A 15,141-nucleotide genomic window follows, 5' to 3' on the forward strand; every position below is an offset into this window, starting at 1 on the left:
GGGTCGTTTGTGACGCACAGGGTCAAATGTGTCTGACGTTTCAAATTGTGAAATTGCCCTAGGCACGCAAGATCCACCTACTGCAACCATCCCTCCACATAGATGACCCGATTACAGCCACCAAATGTAGCCGCCCGCTCTAACTCACACCCCAACGCCCGCACGCGCCCTACCCCCATACGCACATCTGGTTCGGGCCAGAACGCCCGCACGACCAGCACGTCTTTGTCACGTTTCATGTCGATTCGACCGATCATTTGATCGCCTTCCATCACTGGAAAAACATAGTAGCCGTATTTGCGTTTGGCCGCGGGCACAAATATTTCGATCCGGTAGTGAAACCCAAACAGCCGTTCCGCGCGTTTACGGTCCCGCAGCGCAGGATCAAACGGCGATAAGATACGCAAGCGCGGGCTGGGCGCTGTGATCTGGTCCATCACATCCGGCCATGCGAATGAGCGGCGCAATTTGCCGTCCGCGCCTTCCACGTCAATTTCTATGAGCCGCCCATCCGCAAGGGCGGCCGCACACCAGGCTTTGGCCTCTGCTGGGGTGACGTTATCCCAAAAAGCAGCCAATTCACCGCTTGTCGCAAAGCCAAGCCGGTCCATCGCACCGGCGCAGCACCAGTCAATCGCATCGTGCAGATCTGGGTGCGGGGCGCGGTAGGCTTCGGGGATCACCCGTTCGGTCAAATCATAGACTTTAGTGAACCCATCGCGGCGTAGAACCGACAATTGCCCGGATCGCCATAAGAATTCGAGCGCAGTTTTCGACGGATGCCAATCCCACCAGCCCCCGGACCCACGGCTTTCATCTTTGCCGACCTGACCCGAGGTGCAAGGGCCATGATCGGAAATGCGGTTCATCACCTCTTGGGTCTTTGACATAAAGTCGTCGCGCCGCCAATCTTTCCACCTGTCCGCAAGCCGGGCCTCATCACGGGCAAAACGCATGCGCCAGTATGGAAAGCTGGCGATAGGTATTGCCGCCGCATCATGGGTCCAATGTTCAAACACAGCGCGGTCGCGGTGGAGTAGGTTTTGCAAGCCAGACGGGCGGTACTGTTGCCGCCGCGACCACAAGATCAGGTCATGCGCGCGTGCGAATGTGTTCACACTATCAAGCTGCACAAACCCAAGGTCGTCAATCACAGCGGCAAGATCAGTGCCTTTGCCTGCGCCAGAAGGACGCGACGACAGCCCATGTTTTTGCAAGAACACATGGCGAGCTTGAATGTTGCTAAGAACCGGAACGTTCAATGTTTTGGCTTTCGCACGGCAAGCTGTTGTAGCCGTACTTGGCGTAATGCCTCGACCAACAAAGCTGTCACCATTCCGATATTGAGCAGCCCGTTTGCCGCAGCCAACCCTCCCAAAAGACGCCACTCCATCGGAAGCAAAATATCACCAAAACCCAACGTCGTGAACGCAACAAGCGAGAAATAGACAGCCGGTTCCATCGCGTCGAACACGCCCAAGCCGCGCAAAGTCAACGCCCAAATCCAGACACCCACGGTCATTTGCACCATGACCCAAACCGCCGCAACGCAAAGCACAAGCATCAGTTTAATTCGGTGCGGTTCGCGCGAAAGCCAGGGGTGCATCCGCACGGTCATCCCCTCCATCGCCCAAAAACTAAGTCCAGCCACAAAAATGGACGCAAGAAGTAAGGCGGTGCCGAGGGCAAGTTGAACGAACATGATGGTGGTCCTGAAAGCTGTGCGAATTTGCAGCATAACGCCATGACGCGCAATGCAAAGCGGCAATCCCTTGTTCCGCGCAGCAACATGCCCTATCTCGGCCGGACTATGGCAAAGAAACCTGAAAACAAAAATTACAAAGTCATCGCTGAGAACCGGCGCGCCCGGTATGATTACGCGATTGAAAGCGATCTAGAAGTCGGGATCATCTTGCATGGCTCCGAGGTGAAATCGCTGCGCATTGGGCAATCCAATATCGCTGATAGCTATGCGTCAGTTGATGACGGCGAGCTGTGGCTGACGAACGCCTACATCGCACCCTATGACCGCGCGATGTTCAGCCATGAAGAACGCCGCAAACGCAAGCTTTTGGTCAGCCGTAAAGAACTTTCGAAACTGTGGAATGCGACCAAGCGCGAGGGTATGACGCTTGTGCCGCTGGTGATGTATTTCAATGACCGCGGGTTGGTGAAGCTAAAGATCGGCATCGCCAAAGGTAAGAAAAACCACGACAAACGGGCGACCGAGGCCAAGCGTGACTGGGGCCGCCAAAAGCAGCGGCTATTGCGCCACGGCGACTAACTGTCGCAGGAAACCCTTTGCGGTTCGTCGAATTGTAGTTAACCTCCCTTCCAAGCGCAGCTTTTGGATCGCGCTGACGCGTCAAACATAACGATCCATATGGGAGAGAGAATTTATGGAACAGATGATTATTCAGCTTATTTCCGGTGCAGTTGGCGGGAATGCCGCCGGGACGGCAATGAAGGGTCTTTCGCTTGGGACCATTGGCAACACGGTTGCAGGGCTCATTGGTGGCGCAGGTGGCGGCCAACTTATCGCGCTGCTAGGTAGCGGCGCGGCGGCGGCAGGCGGCAGCGGCGACATCATGGGTATGGTCACACAGGTTGCCGGTGGGGCTGGCGGCGGCGCGATTTTGACAGCCATTGCTGGCATGATCAAATCTAAGATGTCTAGCTAACACAGACTATTATCTGGCGTCCCGCATAGTCAATTGGGGCGCCATAACAAACGTATCGCCTGTCATTTCGGTGATAAAACACAATCAGAACCCGCCAATCACAGCGGTTCTACTTGTCATAATTCCCTGCGCACGTTACCTCTGCGGCAATTGCCACGAAAGGTGAATGCCATGACAAACTCTGCGCCCGATGACCCCAAAACACTGGTCAGCACAGATTGGCTTTCCGCGCACCTCAAAGACCCAGACCTGCGGATTTTTGATGCAAGCTGGTATTTGCCCGACGCAAACCGCGATGGGCGTGCTGAATTTGACGAGGCGCATATCCCGGGCGCGCGCTTTTTCGACATTGATGATGTCAGCGACCAGCGTTCTGAATTACCGCACACGGCCCCACCTGTTGAAAAATTCATGTCCCGCATGCGTGCAATGGGCGTGGGTGACGGGCATCAAGTCGTTGTCTACGACGGCAGTGGGCTCTTTTCCGCAGCCCGTGTCTGGTGGCTGTTTCGCCTTATGGGCCAAGAAAACATCGCCGTGCTGGATGGCGGTCTGCCCAAATGGCTGGCCGATGGGCATAAGACCACAAAAACCCCCGCGACAATTCGCGACCGCCATATGACGGTGAAACAACGCCCGGACTTGATCAAGGACGTCACCCAAGTCGCCCGCGCGGCCAAACTACGTGACCATAATATCGTTGACGCCCGCGCACCAGCCCGGTTCCGCGGCGACACCGAAGAACCCCGTGAAGGGCTGCGGTCCGGTCATATTCCGGGGTCGCGCAACGTGTTTTACCAAGATTTGTTCAACGCCGACGGAACGATGAAGCCTGCGAATGCGCTGCGCACCGTGTTCACCGACGCGGGTGTCGATATGCAAAAACCAATTATCACCACCTGCGGGTCGGGAGTCACTGCTGCGATCCTATCGCTCGCGCTTGAACGGATCGGCAAGACTGATCATTCACTTTACGATGGCTCATGGTCCGAATGGGGCATGTACGCCGACCTTCCAATCGCTACCGGAGCTGCTTAATGCTGGAAAACCTGACCGCCCTGCCCGCCGATAAAATCTTGGCCCTGATGGCTAAGTTCAAAGAAGACCCGCGCACCGATAAGGTCGATTTGGGCGTTGGCGTCTATAAAGACGCAAGCGGCAACACCCCGGTAATGCGCGCCGTCAAAGAAGCCGAGCGTCGGATATTGGCCGACCAAAGCAGCAAAGCCTATACTGGCTTGGCTGGTGATCCCGCATTTAGCAAAGCCATGCGCGAACTCGTGCTTGCTGACAGTGTCGCGGCAGACCGCGTGGCAGCAGTGGCCACACCCGGCGGCACGGGCGCCATTCGCCAAGCGCTTGAACTGATTAAAATGGCAGCGCCCAATGCGACTGTTTGGCTGTCAAACCCAACATGGCCAAACCACCCGTCGATCATCAAATATCTTGGCATGAACATGGCCGAGTATCGCTATTTCGACGAGGCAACACGCGGTGTTGATTTTGACGGGCTGCTTGCAGACCTCGACGATGTGGCTGCAGGTGACGTGGTGCTGTTGCACGGCTGTTGCCACAACCCAACCGGGGCAAACCTGACCCTGGACCAAATGAGCGAAGTGATTGCCAAGCTGCAAGAACGTGGTGCGGTGCCAATGGTCGACATCGCCTACCAAGGGTTCGGTGACGGGCTCGAAGAAGACGCCGTGATCACGCGTTTGATTGCAAGCAGCTTTGATAACGTGCTGATCGCCGCAAGCTGTTCCAAAAACTTTGGCATTTACCGCGAACGGACCGGCGTGTTGATGGCCATCGCCAAGGATGCCACCCAACAAGCGCTTGCACAGCAGACGCTCGCGTTCTTGAACCGCCAGAACTATTCCTTCCCGCCCGATCACGGTGCCCGCGTTGTCACCACGATCTTGAACGATGCCGACCTGCGCGCCGATTGGGAAGCCGAGCTAGAAGAAACCCGCAACGGCATGCTAGAACTGCGTGCCAAACTCGCGGCTGAGCTGAAACGTTTGACCAATAGCGACCGGTTTGATTTTCTCGCACATCACCGTGGGATGTTTAGCCGGCTTGGCACGAGCCCCGAAAACGTCGAAAAGCTGCGTGCAGAGCATGGGATTTACATGGTCGGCGATAGCCGGATGAATATCGCTGGGCTGAATGCACAAACCGTGCCGATCCTTGCCAAAGCGATTGTTGACGCGGGCATTTAAGCACGCCGCAGGAGTTCCGAGAGGGTCCTGCGTATCTTTGATCTTTTGCGCGCGCAGCATGATTTGCTGCGCGCGCATATTTTTGTTGCGATCCAGTGCGCAACATTATACCCACGAACTGAAAATATCCGTAATTTTAATTCGCAGGGAAATTCAATGTCGTTCCGCATCCAGCCAACACCGCCCGCACGTCCGAACCGCTGCCAGCTATTCGGCCCCGGCTCAAACACCAAGCTTTTTGCCAAAATGGCGGCCAGCGCTGCGGATGTGATCAACCTTGATCTTGAGGACAGCGTATCACCATCGGACAAAGACGTTGCACGTGCAAACATCATCGAAGCGATCAACACGATCGACTGGAATACCAAATACCTGAGCGTGCGGATTAACGGGCTTGATACGCCTTATTGGTACCGCGATGTGGTTGACCTACTGGAACAAGCGGGCGACCGACTAGATCAAATCATGATCCCCAAAGTGGGTTGTGCTGCTGATGTCTATGCTGTTGATGCCTTGGTCACCGCGATTGAAACGGCCAAAGGGCGCACAAAGCCAATCAGCTTTGAGGTCATCATCGAATCTGCAGCAGGTATCGCCCATGTCGAAGAAATCGCGGCCAGCTCACCGCGTTTGGCGGCGATGTCACTGGGCGCGGCTGATTTCGCGGCCTCTATGGGTATGCAGACAACCGGGATCGGTGGCACCCAAGACAATTACTATATGCTGCAGGGCGACACCCGGCACTATTCAGACCCGTGGCACTGGGCGCAAACCGCGATTGTCGCAGCCTGCCGCACCCACGGCGTTCTGCCTGTGGACGGACCGTTTGGTGATTTCTCGGATGACGAAGGCTACCGCGCACAGGCGCGCCGTTCGGCCACATTGGGCATGGTCGGCAAATGGGCAATCCACCCCAAGCAAATCGCGCTCGCCAACGAGGTATTCACCCCATCAGAAGAAGCCGTCACAGAGGCCCGCGAAATTTTAGCTGCGATGGAAGAGGCCAAAGCCCGCGGCGAAGGCGCCACAGTGTACAAAGGCCGCTTGGTCGATATTGCATCGATCAAGCAAGCCGAAGTCATCGTGCGTCAGTCCGAGATGATCGCGGGCTGACGCGTTTTCTTTATTGACCTGCGATGGTCAGAAGGCCTGCGTTAAATGCAGTCTCACAGTCAGTGGCATCGTGCATGATATCATCGTTCAGCAATGGCGTTGTTGTCATGCCCGGTCCCTCAAAGCGCATGTCGTCGCATTCGCTGTCATGGACCCATTCGCCATTATCATCGCCAAAGTCGACCGACCCATCAGCGCCAATACCGATCAGCGTCAATGTCCCAGCCGCATAGCCCGCGCTACAATCGCTGGCGTCATGCATCAGGTCATCAAATAGCAGCGGTGTCGTGGTCATTCCCGCGCCAGTAAAGCGCGGATCATCGCATTCGCCGTCATTGCTCCATTGGCCGTCATCATTACCAAAATTGATACCGTCAATGACGAGGTCAGGCCCCGCAGGCACGGTTTCGACCAGTGACAAAAGCCCTTCGTTAAACGCATTCCGACAATCGCTTGCGTCATGCATGATATCGTCGTTCAACAGTGGTGTAGACGTCATACCCGGCCCCATGAACCGCATATCGTCACATTCGTTGTCATGAACCCATTCGCCGTTGTCATCACCAAAGTCGATGCTTCCGTCAGTACCGACACCGATCTGCGTCAACGTGCCTGCAAGGTAGCCCGCGCTGCAATCGCTCGAATCACGCAAAACATCATCGCTGAGTAACGGTGTCGTGGTCATGCCTGCGCCAGTAAAGCGCGGATCATCACATTCGCCGTCATTGCTCCATTGGCCGTCATCATTACCAAAATTGATCCCATCAACAATCAGATCGTCGGCCATTGCAGGGGCAGCAGAAACAATTGCCAGAATACTTACAAGGTTCAGAATACGCATCATTTTCTCCAAAATACTGAAATGCACAGGCTCGTGTCGCGCAACTTTGATGTAATTGCAATCACCTCTGGCCTCCCGTTGCCAACGCGGCGAGGTTACGCCATATATCGTAGAGCTATCGCAACAAGGTTTGAGCCCCCATGACACAATATCTCGATTTCGAAAAACCGCTGGCCGAGATTGAAGGCAAAGCAGAAGAATTGCGCGCCATGGCCCGCGACAATCCCGAAATGGATGTTGAAAAAGAAGCAGCAGCGCTTGATAAAAAAGCGGCTGACCTGCTGGTATCGCTTTACGCGGATCTGAGCCCTTGGCGTAAATGTCTGGTGGCACGCCATCCCGAGCGCCCGCATTGCATCGACTATATCAACGCGCTTTTTACCGAATACACCCCACTGGCTGGCGACCGCAATTTTGCGGATGACCACGCCATCATGGGCGGCATAGCCCGTTTGAATGGCAAGCCCGTCATGGTGATCGGCCATGAAAAAGGCAATGACACCAAATCACGGATTGAACGTAACTTTGGCATGGCCCGCCCCGAAGGATATCGCAAAGCGATCCGCTTGATGAATTTGGCCGACCGTTTTGGCATCCCCGTTATTACGCTTGTGGACACCCCCGGTGCCTACCCCGGCAAAGGCGCAGAGGAACGCGGCCAGTCCGAGGCCATCGCACGCGCGACCGAAAAATGTCTAGAACTCGGCGTGCCTTTGATCAGCGTGATCATTGGTGAAGGTGGCTCTGGCGGAGCGGTGGCTTTTGCGACGGCAAACCGCGTCGCGATGCTGGAAAACTCGATCTATTCGGTCATTAGCCCAGAAGGTTGCGCCTCAATTCTTTGGAAAGATGGCGGTAAAATGCGCGAGGCGGCCGAAGCCCTGCGCCTTACCTCAAAAGAACTGAACGAGCTGGGTGTTTGTGATACGATCATCACAGAACCCAAAGGTGGCGCACATCGCGACAAGGAAAAAGCAATCGCTGCGGTCGGTACGAAACTGACCACGCTTTTGGCAGAACTTGACGGAAAATCAGCGAAAAAACTGCGTACAGATCGCCGCAACAAATATCTGAAACTAGGGTCCAAAGGGCTCGCGGCGTAAACCACATGCGTGCGTTCGTCCGCGGCCATTGGCAATTGATCGTGCTCACGGTCATCGTCTTTGCGCTATGGCAAACGCCCGTTATGACGCCGCTTAAAATATTGGTCGTGTTTTTGCACGAGGCATCCCATGCAATCGCCGTGCTGTTAACGGGCGGTGAAGTCGTGAGCTTTTCGGTCAATCAAAACCAAGGTGGCATGGTCTGGGCCAGAGGCGGAAACCGATTTGTCACGCTTACTGCGGGCTACCTTGGGTCACTGCTAATCGGCGTGGGCTTATTAATTGCGGCCCTACGCACGACTGCCGACCGTAAAATCATAGCCGGGCTGGGCATCGCGATGCTGCTGATCGCCGCCTTCTATATCCGCAGCGCATTTGCGCTATCGTTTACCGTAGCGACGGGTGGTGTCATGCTCTTGCTTGCGTGGAAATTCGGACATGGCATCAACGATCTGTGCCTGCGCATCATCGGATTGAGCAGCATGTTCTACGTGCCCTACGATATTATCAGTGACACGATTCTGCGCGCCCAGTTGCAGTCCGATGCCCGGATGCTCGCCGAAGAATTTGGCGGGACAACCATGATTTGGGGCGGCATTTGGCTGATCGTCAGTGTGGCCTTAATCGGGCTTTGCCTGCGCTACGGATTAGGGCGCAACAGCAACCTGCCGCTGCCGTGGGCCAAACCTACCACATCGTCTTAGCGGCCCGCGCACCCCAGCTTGCGTCGTATTCAGCACCGTCAAAACCGGCTTCTTGTTCGGCAAGCATTTCACCCACACTGGGCAGGTCAGTGCTTTCGTCCTCGGCGGCCCAGACCCCTGCGCGCATCAAGGCGCGTGCGCATTGGCTGTAGACTTCGGCGATGGTAATGACCGCGACGCTGCGCGGTTGGCGGCCCTTTTGGTCAAAGCGCCCCAGCATATCGGGAGATATGGTCACGATAGCAGTCCCGTTTACACGGATGACATTGTTGGACCCGGGAACAAAAAACATCAGGCTAATCCGCCCGTCAGCGACGATATTGCGCAAGGTATCCATACGGTTATTGCCGCGCCAATCGGGCAGCAACAGGGTTTTTGCGTCCGCTACGGCCACCACGGGGCCGTCGTCACCACGCGGGCTACCGTCCGTCCCTTCGGGCCCAACTGTCGAAACGACGCAAAACCGCGAGGCGGCGATCCACTTGTGATATAGTGGCGTTAGATGGTCCGCGACTTTAATCAAAGAGGCTTTGCCCGGTTTGCCATAAAGTGCTTCGAGCGCTGCAATATCCGTAATCGTATCACTAACCATGAAACCCGGCCTCAGCATTGAGACGGTCACACGCTGTCTCGATTTGCTCTTCGAGCAGCGCCATGAATTCCGGGATCTCTAACCCAGGCTCAATCCGTGGCAAGAATTCAAAAATGGCGACACCCGGTTTGCGGTAAATCCCGCGTTTGGGCCAATATAGACCCGCATTCGTCGCCACAGGAACAACCGGCTGATCCAGCTCGCGGTACAACAGCCCGGTGCCGACTTTGTACTTTGCTTGCGCGCCCGGCGCGATGCGCGTTCCCTGAGGGTAAATGATTAGCTGACCAGGTAATGCGCGCCCGGCTTGCACATCTGTCAGCATTTTCTTGATCGCTACGCCTCGTTTCCCACGGTTTACCGGGATACATCCGATGCGCAGACCAAACTGACCGATGATCGGCGCGTATTTTAGAATCGCCTTCATGATGAATTTTCCACGTGGGATTGCCCCGTAGATCGCCAAAACGTCCATGAAAGACTGGTGTTTCGGGGCCACCATGACTTCGTCAGTTGGCGGCGTGCCACGCACTTCCCACTTGAGCCCAATCATCCAAGACGCAGACCAACGCACATAGCGCACATAGGTATGACAGGCGGCGATCGCACCACGCGGCGAGACAATCGCTGCAGGTAAAAACAAGACCCCGACAACCAACATTGCAACATAGATCTGGCCAACGAAGAAAAGGGACCGCAGCCATTGGATCGCATAGCTCATGTTTGTTCCTTCAACCTTTTCATTGCAGCCGCACGGGTGGCGAAGAGCGCGACGCCCGCCGCGAGCACTGGAACAAGCACGAGCCATATCCAGCCCGCGCCCGAAAAACCGATCTCGGCGAAAAAACCGCCGCCATCGGGCAAAACCTGCACCACAATCACGCCCATTACAACGCCCACAATTGCACCTGCACCTGCACGCAACGTAAAACGTCGTACAAAGGCGCGCGCGATATAGACATCACGCGCCCCAACAAGACGTAGCACCCGGATCACTTGCACATTCGCAGCTAGCGAGGCTTGGGCCGCAAGCGTGATCATCGCCGCAACGCTCGCACCAATCAGCAAAATCACCAATCCCCCGATCAACCGCACACGCGCGGCTGCCGCCAAAAGCGGATCGCGCCAATCCCCATGATCATCAAAGACGGCTCCGGGGATTTCAGCGTCAAACCGTGCCTGAAGCCCGGCTGGATCATAGGGCGGGTCATCTGCGATGACCTCAATCAGCTGGGGGATCGGCAAACTATCAAGCGGTATTTCCGTGCCGAACCATGGGGTCAGCAAAGCCTCTTGTTCATCGGCGGTAAGCGCATGCGCGCTGGCCACTCCCGGCGTGGTTTCTAGAATTTGCAGGGCCTTTTGCAGCAGGTCCGCATCCGCAGGAAGCCGCAATGTTGCCGCTTGCGCTAATTCATCGGCCCAGCGATCCGCAATACGCCCCGCAGACATCGAAAGCGCCAACGCAATCACCGCCAAAAACGCCATCACCGCCGCCACAAATATGGTCAGTCGTGCGGTCAAACCTGTCGGTGGAACCACCCGATCCGCCTGCGGGTCACCGATGATCAGGTCCAAAAGCAGTTTCATAAAACCGCCCCCGCGCTGGTCAATTGCCCGTCTTTCAACCGCAAGACCCGCGCGTCGACGTCAGATTTCAGCGATCGGATCATCGCTAAATCATGGGTCGCGATCAGCACAGTCTTGCCCATCCGGTGCAGCTCGACCAAGAGGGCCAGCAGCCGCTGCGACATCTCCCAATCGACATTGCCTGTCGGCTCATCCGCAATAATTACATCAGGCGACATGATCACCGCCCGCGCAAGTGCGGCGCGCTGACGTTCGCCGCCAGACAGTTCAGGCGGGCGCTGGCCGGACTGCTTGGAAAGCCCGACCCAGGCCAGCAACTCCTTGAGGTTTTCACTGGCTTCAGACGCGCGGTCGGCCACGGTCAAAGGCAGCGCGATATTTTCAGCGACGCTCAGGTGATCAAGGAACTGGCAATCTTGGTGAACCACCCCAATGCGTCGGCGGGACATCGCCACCGCATCGCGATCAAGTGTATGTGCGTCCTGCCCAAACAGGCGGACTTTGCCGCGTTGCGCCTGCAAATCGGCGTAACACAACCGCAACAGTGTGGTCTTTCCCGCGCCAGAGGGTCCCGTCAAAAACTGGAACGAACCCGGCGCAAGTGTCAGGGATAGTTGAGAAAAAAGGGCTGTGCCCCCGTGGCCATAGGACACATTATCCAATTCAATCACGGCTTTTCCTTTGCGTCATGCGCCTGTATTGCCTAAATCAACGTGAGGATACAATGACCGCCCGGATCACATTCGTGCAAATGCTTTGCGTTTGTGCCGATTATTGTTAGATTACAGGTAGTTTTGTGAATTGAGTAATTGTTTTTCGGGCTGAAGGATAAGAATAATGCGGCTAATTTGCCCCAAATGTAATGCACAATATGATGTGTCTAGCGACGCTATTCCCGCGGGTGGGCGCGATGTGCAATGTTCCAGCTGTTCGCACACTTGGTTCCAAACCGAAAAAGCGCCCGAAGCTGCTAGTGTCGTCACTCCCGCAGAGCCATCGCGGGTCGCCGCTGAAGTTGAAAACGCTGTAACCAAACGTAAGCCGCTCGATTCTTCGATTGCGGATATCCTGCGCCAAGAGGCTGCTCGTGAACAGGCAGAGGCAAATGCCACCAGCGAAGCGCCCGCCGCCGAAGAACCCGCGCAACCGCGCCGGAATGACCCGGTTGCCGCCGAAGAAACACGCCGCCGTATTTCGATGATGGCCGAAGAAGAGGCGCATACGCCCGCGGCTGTGGCTGCCGCAGCAACAGGTGCCGTATCCGACGACACAAACATGCGCAGCGTGCCAAGCATTGACGAAATCAACCAACAGCTACGCGCGCGGTCGCAATCTGGCGATGGGGCCAATCTGACCGAGGCCGAACAACAAGAGGTCGTGCAGCGCCGCGGTTTCCGTCGCGGCTTTGCCTTTATTCTGATCTTGATCGCACTCGCGATTGCGCCCTATATCTTTGCCGATCAAATCGTTGCGCAATTCCCGCAAGTGGCGGAACCGATGGCAACCTACATCGAAGTCATGGATAATCTGCGGCTGTGGTTGAACGACCAGTTCCAGACAGTTCGTGGCCTGATTGCAGAATACACAGGGTCAGCGGCAGAAACAGCTGAACCCGCCGTGCCTGGCCCAGCGGTTGAAAGCACAGCACCGGCAGCGCCCGTCGCACCGTCAGAGTAAGCCGCTAAAACTGGTCGAGCAGGCGGCGCAGGTAGTCGCGCTCGATCTCTGGGCGCTCTTGTTCACCTGACCGGCGACGAATTTCGTCCAACAGCTCTTCTGCACGTCGATTGACATCCACGCCGCCTAGCAACTCTTGCTCGGTCCCGGATTGCCCGGTGTTGCCAATTTCGCGCCCCAAAGGATCGCGCGCACCCGGAACGGGACGTCCTGATGCTTCGCCTTGTTCGGTGCCTTGGCCCGGATCATCATTCCCGTTTTCCGCCAACGACTTCCCCAGTTCACGCATGCCATTACGTAAGGCGTTCATTGCCTCGGCTTGGCGATCGATTGCTTCGGCCAGATCCCCGTTGCGCAGCGCCTCTTCGGCCCCGTCCATCGCGCCTTCGGCCTGTTCTAGCGATTGGCGTGCAATTTCACCTGCTTCGCCATCCAAGTTTGGCAGCCCGTCGCGTTGCCGTTGCAATTCATCGCGCAATGCTTGCTGACGTTCGGCAAGGCCCTGCCCGCCGCCTTGACCGTCTTCGCCGGTATCACCGGCTGATCCGCTATTGCCCGGCTCTTGCCCTTGCGCGCCCTGCTCGCCCGGTTGCTCGCCCGGTTCTGTGCCGTCTTCGCCCTGCTCGCCTTGCTGTCCCTGCTCACCCTGCTGGGGTTGCTGCCCTTGGGGGGCGGGATTGAACTGTTCTTGCAGCTCACGGAAGGCATCATCTGACAGATCTTCTTGGTCGCGCAGGGTTTCTGCAAGGTCTTGCATCGATTGCTGACCCGGCGTTTGTGGGCCGTCGCCGCCTTCGCCTTGGGTGACGCGCATGTTTTCCATCATCTGGTTGAGCTGTTCCATCAGCTCTGCAGCTTCTGCCATACGGCCTTCTTGCATGAGCTCTTCGATGCGATCCATCAAGGCTTGGATTTCATCCATGGACAGTTCTGTCGTATTTTCGCTGTTGTCGGCCTGATCCGTGCCATTGCTCGGCTCTGATTCTTCGGCAAGCAAGCGCATATAGTCATCCGTCGCTTCGCGCAGCTCTTGCATCAGCTCGGCAATTTCGGCGTCCGATGCACCGTTGCGCATCGCTTCTGCCAGCCGTTCTTGCGCCCGCTCAAGTCGTTTGCGCGCGTCCGCCAGCCGTCCATCTTCAAGCTGCACGGCCAAGTCCCACAGCGCCTGCACAATCTCGCCCTGACCGTCATCATTCATGCCGAATTCGGACATCCGATCCAATTGGCGAATGATTGTGCGCAAGCGCAAATAAGACGTTTCTTCAATACCAAGTTCATCAGGCCGGTGCGCCATCGCGCGCAACACTTGATTTACGCGCACGACATTGGCCTTGGACCACATCAAATCACGCCGCTGTTCGATCACGGCTTTTGCGAAAGGACGGAAAAACCGCCGCCCCGGCAGGATCATCTGCTCGGCCGTAGCATCTGTCACCTGTCCAGCCGCATCCACGACCTGAACTTGCATCGTAACCGGAAGATTGGCGAGAATATGTTCGCTCAAATCATCAATGAGCAGCGCATCAAAATCGGTACGCGATCCAGTATAAGGCATCGGCAGGTCGATCACCAATGGATCAATCGGATCGGGGTCGATCGTCAGCCCGTATTCGCGGTGCACCTGCGTCAAATCAAGCGTGATCGTCGCGGTCCCTGTTTCGACGCCGTGGTCATCAAATGCCATGAACGGTTGCGAAAATTCGCCCATTGCATCCGCTTCAATCGGCCCGGTTAGCTCTACCTCTGGGGCCTCGTCTGCGATTGCGGTGATGTCCCAGGCGATCCCGTTGTCACCCAATACAGACAAAGTGCCAGACTGGGTGATATCAAATTTTTGTTGTGGATCAGACGCCGCCGCGATTTCGCCCGTGCGCCCAGATACGGTTTCAGCCAAGGTCAGCGCGCCGACTTCACCGTATAACCGCAGCGTGACTTGGCTGCCCGTAGGAACAGACAAATCGCCCGCGGGCACATCATTTAGATAGATCGCAGGCTTGCCTGTGTATGCTGGCGGTTCGACCCAGCCTTCCCAGACCGGGCCCGCAAGAAGGGTATCATTGCTTCCCGAAACCACATCGCCCACTGATGTAATCCGCAAAAGCGATCCGAACAAAAGCGCCACGACAAAAAACAAAAGCGCCATAAACCGCAGCCCGTAAGGATCACGATCCGTCAGCGTAAGATCTGGTTCAACCGCATGCGCTGATTTGGTACGTTCCGCCATACGGGCCAAATGCGCCTGCCACACGGCGGTCGATGCGGGGTCATCGCCGCCAATCGCTTGGGTATCGGCAATAGCCGCAATCGGGCGGCCCGGCATAGCGGCATCAACGCGTGCAATTGCTTCCAGTCGCGAGGGAACCCGAAACCAGCGCAACCCCCAGAACAGCGTGCTAAACAGCGCGACCGCGCCGATGACAACCGCGCTCCAGAATGCTTCAAGTGAGGCCGTCTCGTGCCACCCCATCATCATCGCCGCCAGAATCACTAGTGCGACGGTCCAAAGCGGCCAAAAAGCCCGCATGAGCTGCTCTGCGAGCATACCCGACCGCGTGAGCGTGATAGGCAGCCGCAAGTGGCGCAATTGATCGCTAGGGTCGGTCAGCGGGGCTCTC

16 protein-coding genes are annotated in these 15,141 nt (G+C 56.6%); 8 read left to right on the plus strand and 8 right to left on the minus strand.

The window, feature by feature from the left end:
• Nucleotides 1-77 precede the first annotated feature (77 nt).
• Together Yoon_RS16410 and Yoon_RS16415 are read right to left on the minus strand one after the other, a co-directional pair.
• Nucleotides 78-1,262, minus strand: coding sequence for a winged helix-turn-helix domain-containing protein (locus Yoon_RS16410; protein ID WP_238113697.1), 1,185 nt, complete (start codon nucleotides 1,260-1,262; stop codon nucleotides 78-80).
• Complete coding sequence (locus tag Yoon_RS16415) at nucleotides 1,259-1,702, minus strand: ion channel (protein ID WP_238113699.1); 444 nt, start codon at nucleotides 1,700-1,702, stop codon at nucleotides 1,259-1,261. Before Yoon_RS16415 ends, Yoon_RS16410 begins: the two co-directional genes overlap by 4 nt.
• A gap of 108 nt (nucleotides 1,703-1,810) precedes the next feature.
• Between Yoon_RS16415 and smpB the strand changes: the two genes are divergently transcribed.
• From smpB to Yoon_RS16440, 5 genes are all read left to right on the plus strand, one after another.
• The gene (gene smpB, locus Yoon_RS16420; protein WP_238113767.1) at nucleotides 1,811-2,284 is read left to right on the plus strand and encodes an SsrA-binding protein SmpB; all 474 of its coding nucleotides are present in this window, start codon (nucleotides 1,811-1,813) and stop codon (nucleotides 2,282-2,284) included.
• 115 nt (nucleotides 2,285-2,399) lie between these two features.
• A complete protein-coding gene (locus tag Yoon_RS16425) occupies nucleotides 2,400-2,681 on the plus strand; it encodes a hypothetical protein (protein ID WP_238113701.1) in 282 nt (93 codons plus the stop codon).
• A 171-nt stretch (nucleotides 2,682-2,852) separates the two neighbouring features.
• A complete protein-coding gene (sseA, locus tag Yoon_RS16430) occupies nucleotides 2,853-3,719 on the plus strand; it encodes a 3-mercaptopyruvate sulfurtransferase (RefSeq protein ID WP_238113703.1) in 867 nt (288 codons plus the stop codon).
• The gene (locus Yoon_RS16435; RefSeq protein WP_238113705.1) at nucleotides 3,719-4,903 is read left to right on the plus strand and encodes an amino acid aminotransferase; all 1,185 of its coding nucleotides are present in this window, start codon (nucleotides 3,719-3,721) and stop codon (nucleotides 4,901-4,903) included. Before sseA ends, Yoon_RS16435 begins: the two co-directional genes overlap by 1 nt.
• A gap of 156 nt (nucleotides 4,904-5,059) precedes the next feature.
• Entirely contained in the window at nucleotides 5,060-6,016 is a 957-nt protein-coding gene (locus Yoon_RS16440; RefSeq protein ID WP_238113707.1) for an L-malyl-CoA/beta-methylmalyl-CoA lyase, read from the plus strand.
• Nucleotides 6,017-6,026: 10 nt separating this feature from the next.
• Here the strand turns inward: Yoon_RS16440 and Yoon_RS16445 are convergent, their stop codons facing one another.
• Complete coding sequence (locus Yoon_RS16445; RefSeq protein ID WP_238113709.1) at nucleotides 6,027-6,860, minus strand: hypothetical protein; 834 nt, start codon at nucleotides 6,858-6,860, stop codon at nucleotides 6,027-6,029.
• A 137-nt stretch (nucleotides 6,861-6,997) separates the two neighbouring features.
• Between Yoon_RS16445 and Yoon_RS16450 the strand changes: the two genes are divergently transcribed.
• Entirely contained in the window at nucleotides 6,998-7,960 is a 963-nt protein-coding gene (locus Yoon_RS16450) for an acetyl-CoA carboxylase carboxyltransferase subunit alpha (protein ID WP_238113711.1), read from the plus strand.
• 5 nt (nucleotides 7,961-7,965) lie between these two features.
• A complete protein-coding gene (locus Yoon_RS16455) occupies nucleotides 7,966-8,664 on the plus strand; it encodes a M50 family metallopeptidase (RefSeq protein ID WP_238113713.1) in 699 nt (232 codons plus the stop codon).
• On the opposite strand, the gene Yoon_RS16460 is transcribed toward Yoon_RS16455, so the two are convergent.
• Genes Yoon_RS16460 through Yoon_RS16475 form a run of 4 tightly spaced genes read right to left on the minus strand, consistent with a single transcriptional unit; the run spans nucleotide 8,648 to nucleotide 11,517 of the window.
• Nucleotides 8,648-9,256, minus strand: coding sequence for a pyridoxamine 5'-phosphate oxidase family protein (locus tag Yoon_RS16460; RefSeq protein WP_238113715.1), 609 nt, complete (start codon nucleotides 9,254-9,256; stop codon nucleotides 8,648-8,650). The genes Yoon_RS16455 and Yoon_RS16460 overlap by 17 nt on opposite strands.
• A complete protein-coding gene (locus tag Yoon_RS16465; protein WP_238113716.1) occupies nucleotides 9,249-9,977 on the minus strand; it encodes a 1-acyl-sn-glycerol-3-phosphate acyltransferase in 729 nt (242 codons plus the stop codon). Before Yoon_RS16465 ends, Yoon_RS16460 begins: the two co-directional genes overlap by 8 nt.
• The gene (locus tag Yoon_RS16470) at nucleotides 9,974-10,846 is read right to left on the minus strand and encodes an ABC transporter permease (RefSeq protein WP_238113717.1); all 873 of its coding nucleotides are present in this window, start codon (nucleotides 10,844-10,846) and stop codon (nucleotides 9,974-9,976) included. The genes Yoon_RS16465 and Yoon_RS16470 overlap by 4 nt, the downstream gene beginning before the upstream one ends.
• Entirely contained in the window at nucleotides 10,843-11,517 is a 675-nt protein-coding gene (locus tag Yoon_RS16475) for an ATP-binding cassette domain-containing protein (RefSeq protein WP_238113718.1), read from the minus strand. Before Yoon_RS16475 ends, Yoon_RS16470 begins: the two co-directional genes overlap by 4 nt.
• 166 nt (nucleotides 11,518-11,683) lie before the next feature.
• Between Yoon_RS16475 and Yoon_RS16480 the strand changes: the two genes are divergently transcribed.
• Entirely contained in the window at nucleotides 11,684-12,523 is an 840-nt protein-coding gene (locus tag Yoon_RS16480; RefSeq protein ID WP_238113719.1) for a zinc-ribbon domain-containing protein, read from the plus strand.
• Between the two features lie 4 nt (nucleotides 12,524-12,527).
• Here Yoon_RS16480 and Yoon_RS16485 read toward each other — a convergent pair whose 3' ends face one another.
• Entirely contained in the window at nucleotides 12,528-15,110 is a 2,583-nt protein-coding gene (locus Yoon_RS16485) for a DUF4175 domain-containing protein (protein WP_370642207.1), read from the minus strand.
• Nucleotides 15,111-15,141: the final 31 nt, after the last annotated feature.

It is taken from the genome of Yoonia sp. I 8.24 (assembly GCF_022096995.1).
Taxonomy (GTDB): Bacteria; Pseudomonadota; Alphaproteobacteria; order Rhodobacterales; family Rhodobacteraceae; genus Yoonia.

What these genes read in the sequence shown, in the direction of transcription:
- Yoon_RS16415 (WP_238113699.1), bottom strand. Translation starts at nt 1,702, where the DNA reads ATGTTCGTTCAACTTGCCCTCGGCACCGCCTTACTTCTTGCGTCCATT.
- Yoon_RS16460 (WP_238113715.1), bottom strand. Translation starts at nt 9,256, where the DNA reads ATGGTTAGTGATACGATTACGGATATTGCAGCGCTCGAAGCACTTTAT.
- Yoon_RS16465 (WP_238113716.1), bottom strand. Translation starts at nt 9,977, where the DNA reads ATGAGCTATGCGATCCAATGGCTGCGGTCCCTTTTCTTCGTTGGCCAG.
- smpB (WP_238113767.1), top strand. Translation starts at nt 1,811, where the DNA reads ATGGCAAAGAAACCTGAAAACAAAAATTACAAAGTCATCGCTGAGAAC.
- Yoon_RS16440 (WP_238113707.1), top strand. Translation starts at nt 5,060, where the DNA reads ATGTCGTTCCGCATCCAGCCAACACCGCCCGCACGTCCGAACCGCTGC.
- Yoon_RS16450 (WP_238113711.1), top strand. Translation starts at nt 6,998, where the DNA reads ATGACACAATATCTCGATTTCGAAAAACCGCTGGCCGAGATTGAAGGC.
- Yoon_RS16480 (WP_238113719.1), top strand. Translation starts at nt 11,684, where the DNA reads ATGCGGCTAATTTGCCCCAAATGTAATGCACAATATGATGTGTCTAGC.
- Yoon_RS16425 (WP_238113701.1), top strand. Translation starts at nt 2,400, where the DNA reads ATGGAACAGATGATTATTCAGCTTATTTCCGGTGCAGTTGGCGGGAAT.
- Yoon_RS16455 (WP_238113713.1), top strand. Translation starts at nt 7,966, where the DNA reads ATGCGTGCGTTCGTCCGCGGCCATTGGCAATTGATCGTGCTCACGGTC.
- Yoon_RS16470 (WP_238113717.1), bottom strand. Translation starts at nt 10,846, where the DNA reads ATGAAACTGCTTTTGGACCTGATCATCGGTGACCCGCAGGCGGATCGG.
- sseA (WP_238113703.1), top strand. Translation starts at nt 2,853, where the DNA reads ATGACAAACTCTGCGCCCGATGACCCCAAAACACTGGTCAGCACAGAT.
- Yoon_RS16435 (WP_238113705.1), top strand. Translation starts at nt 3,719, where the DNA reads ATGCTGGAAAACCTGACCGCCCTGCCCGCCGATAAAATCTTGGCCCTG.
- Yoon_RS16445 (WP_238113709.1), bottom strand. Translation starts at nt 6,860, where the DNA reads ATGATGCGTATTCTGAACCTTGTAAGTATTCTGGCAATTGTTTCTGCT.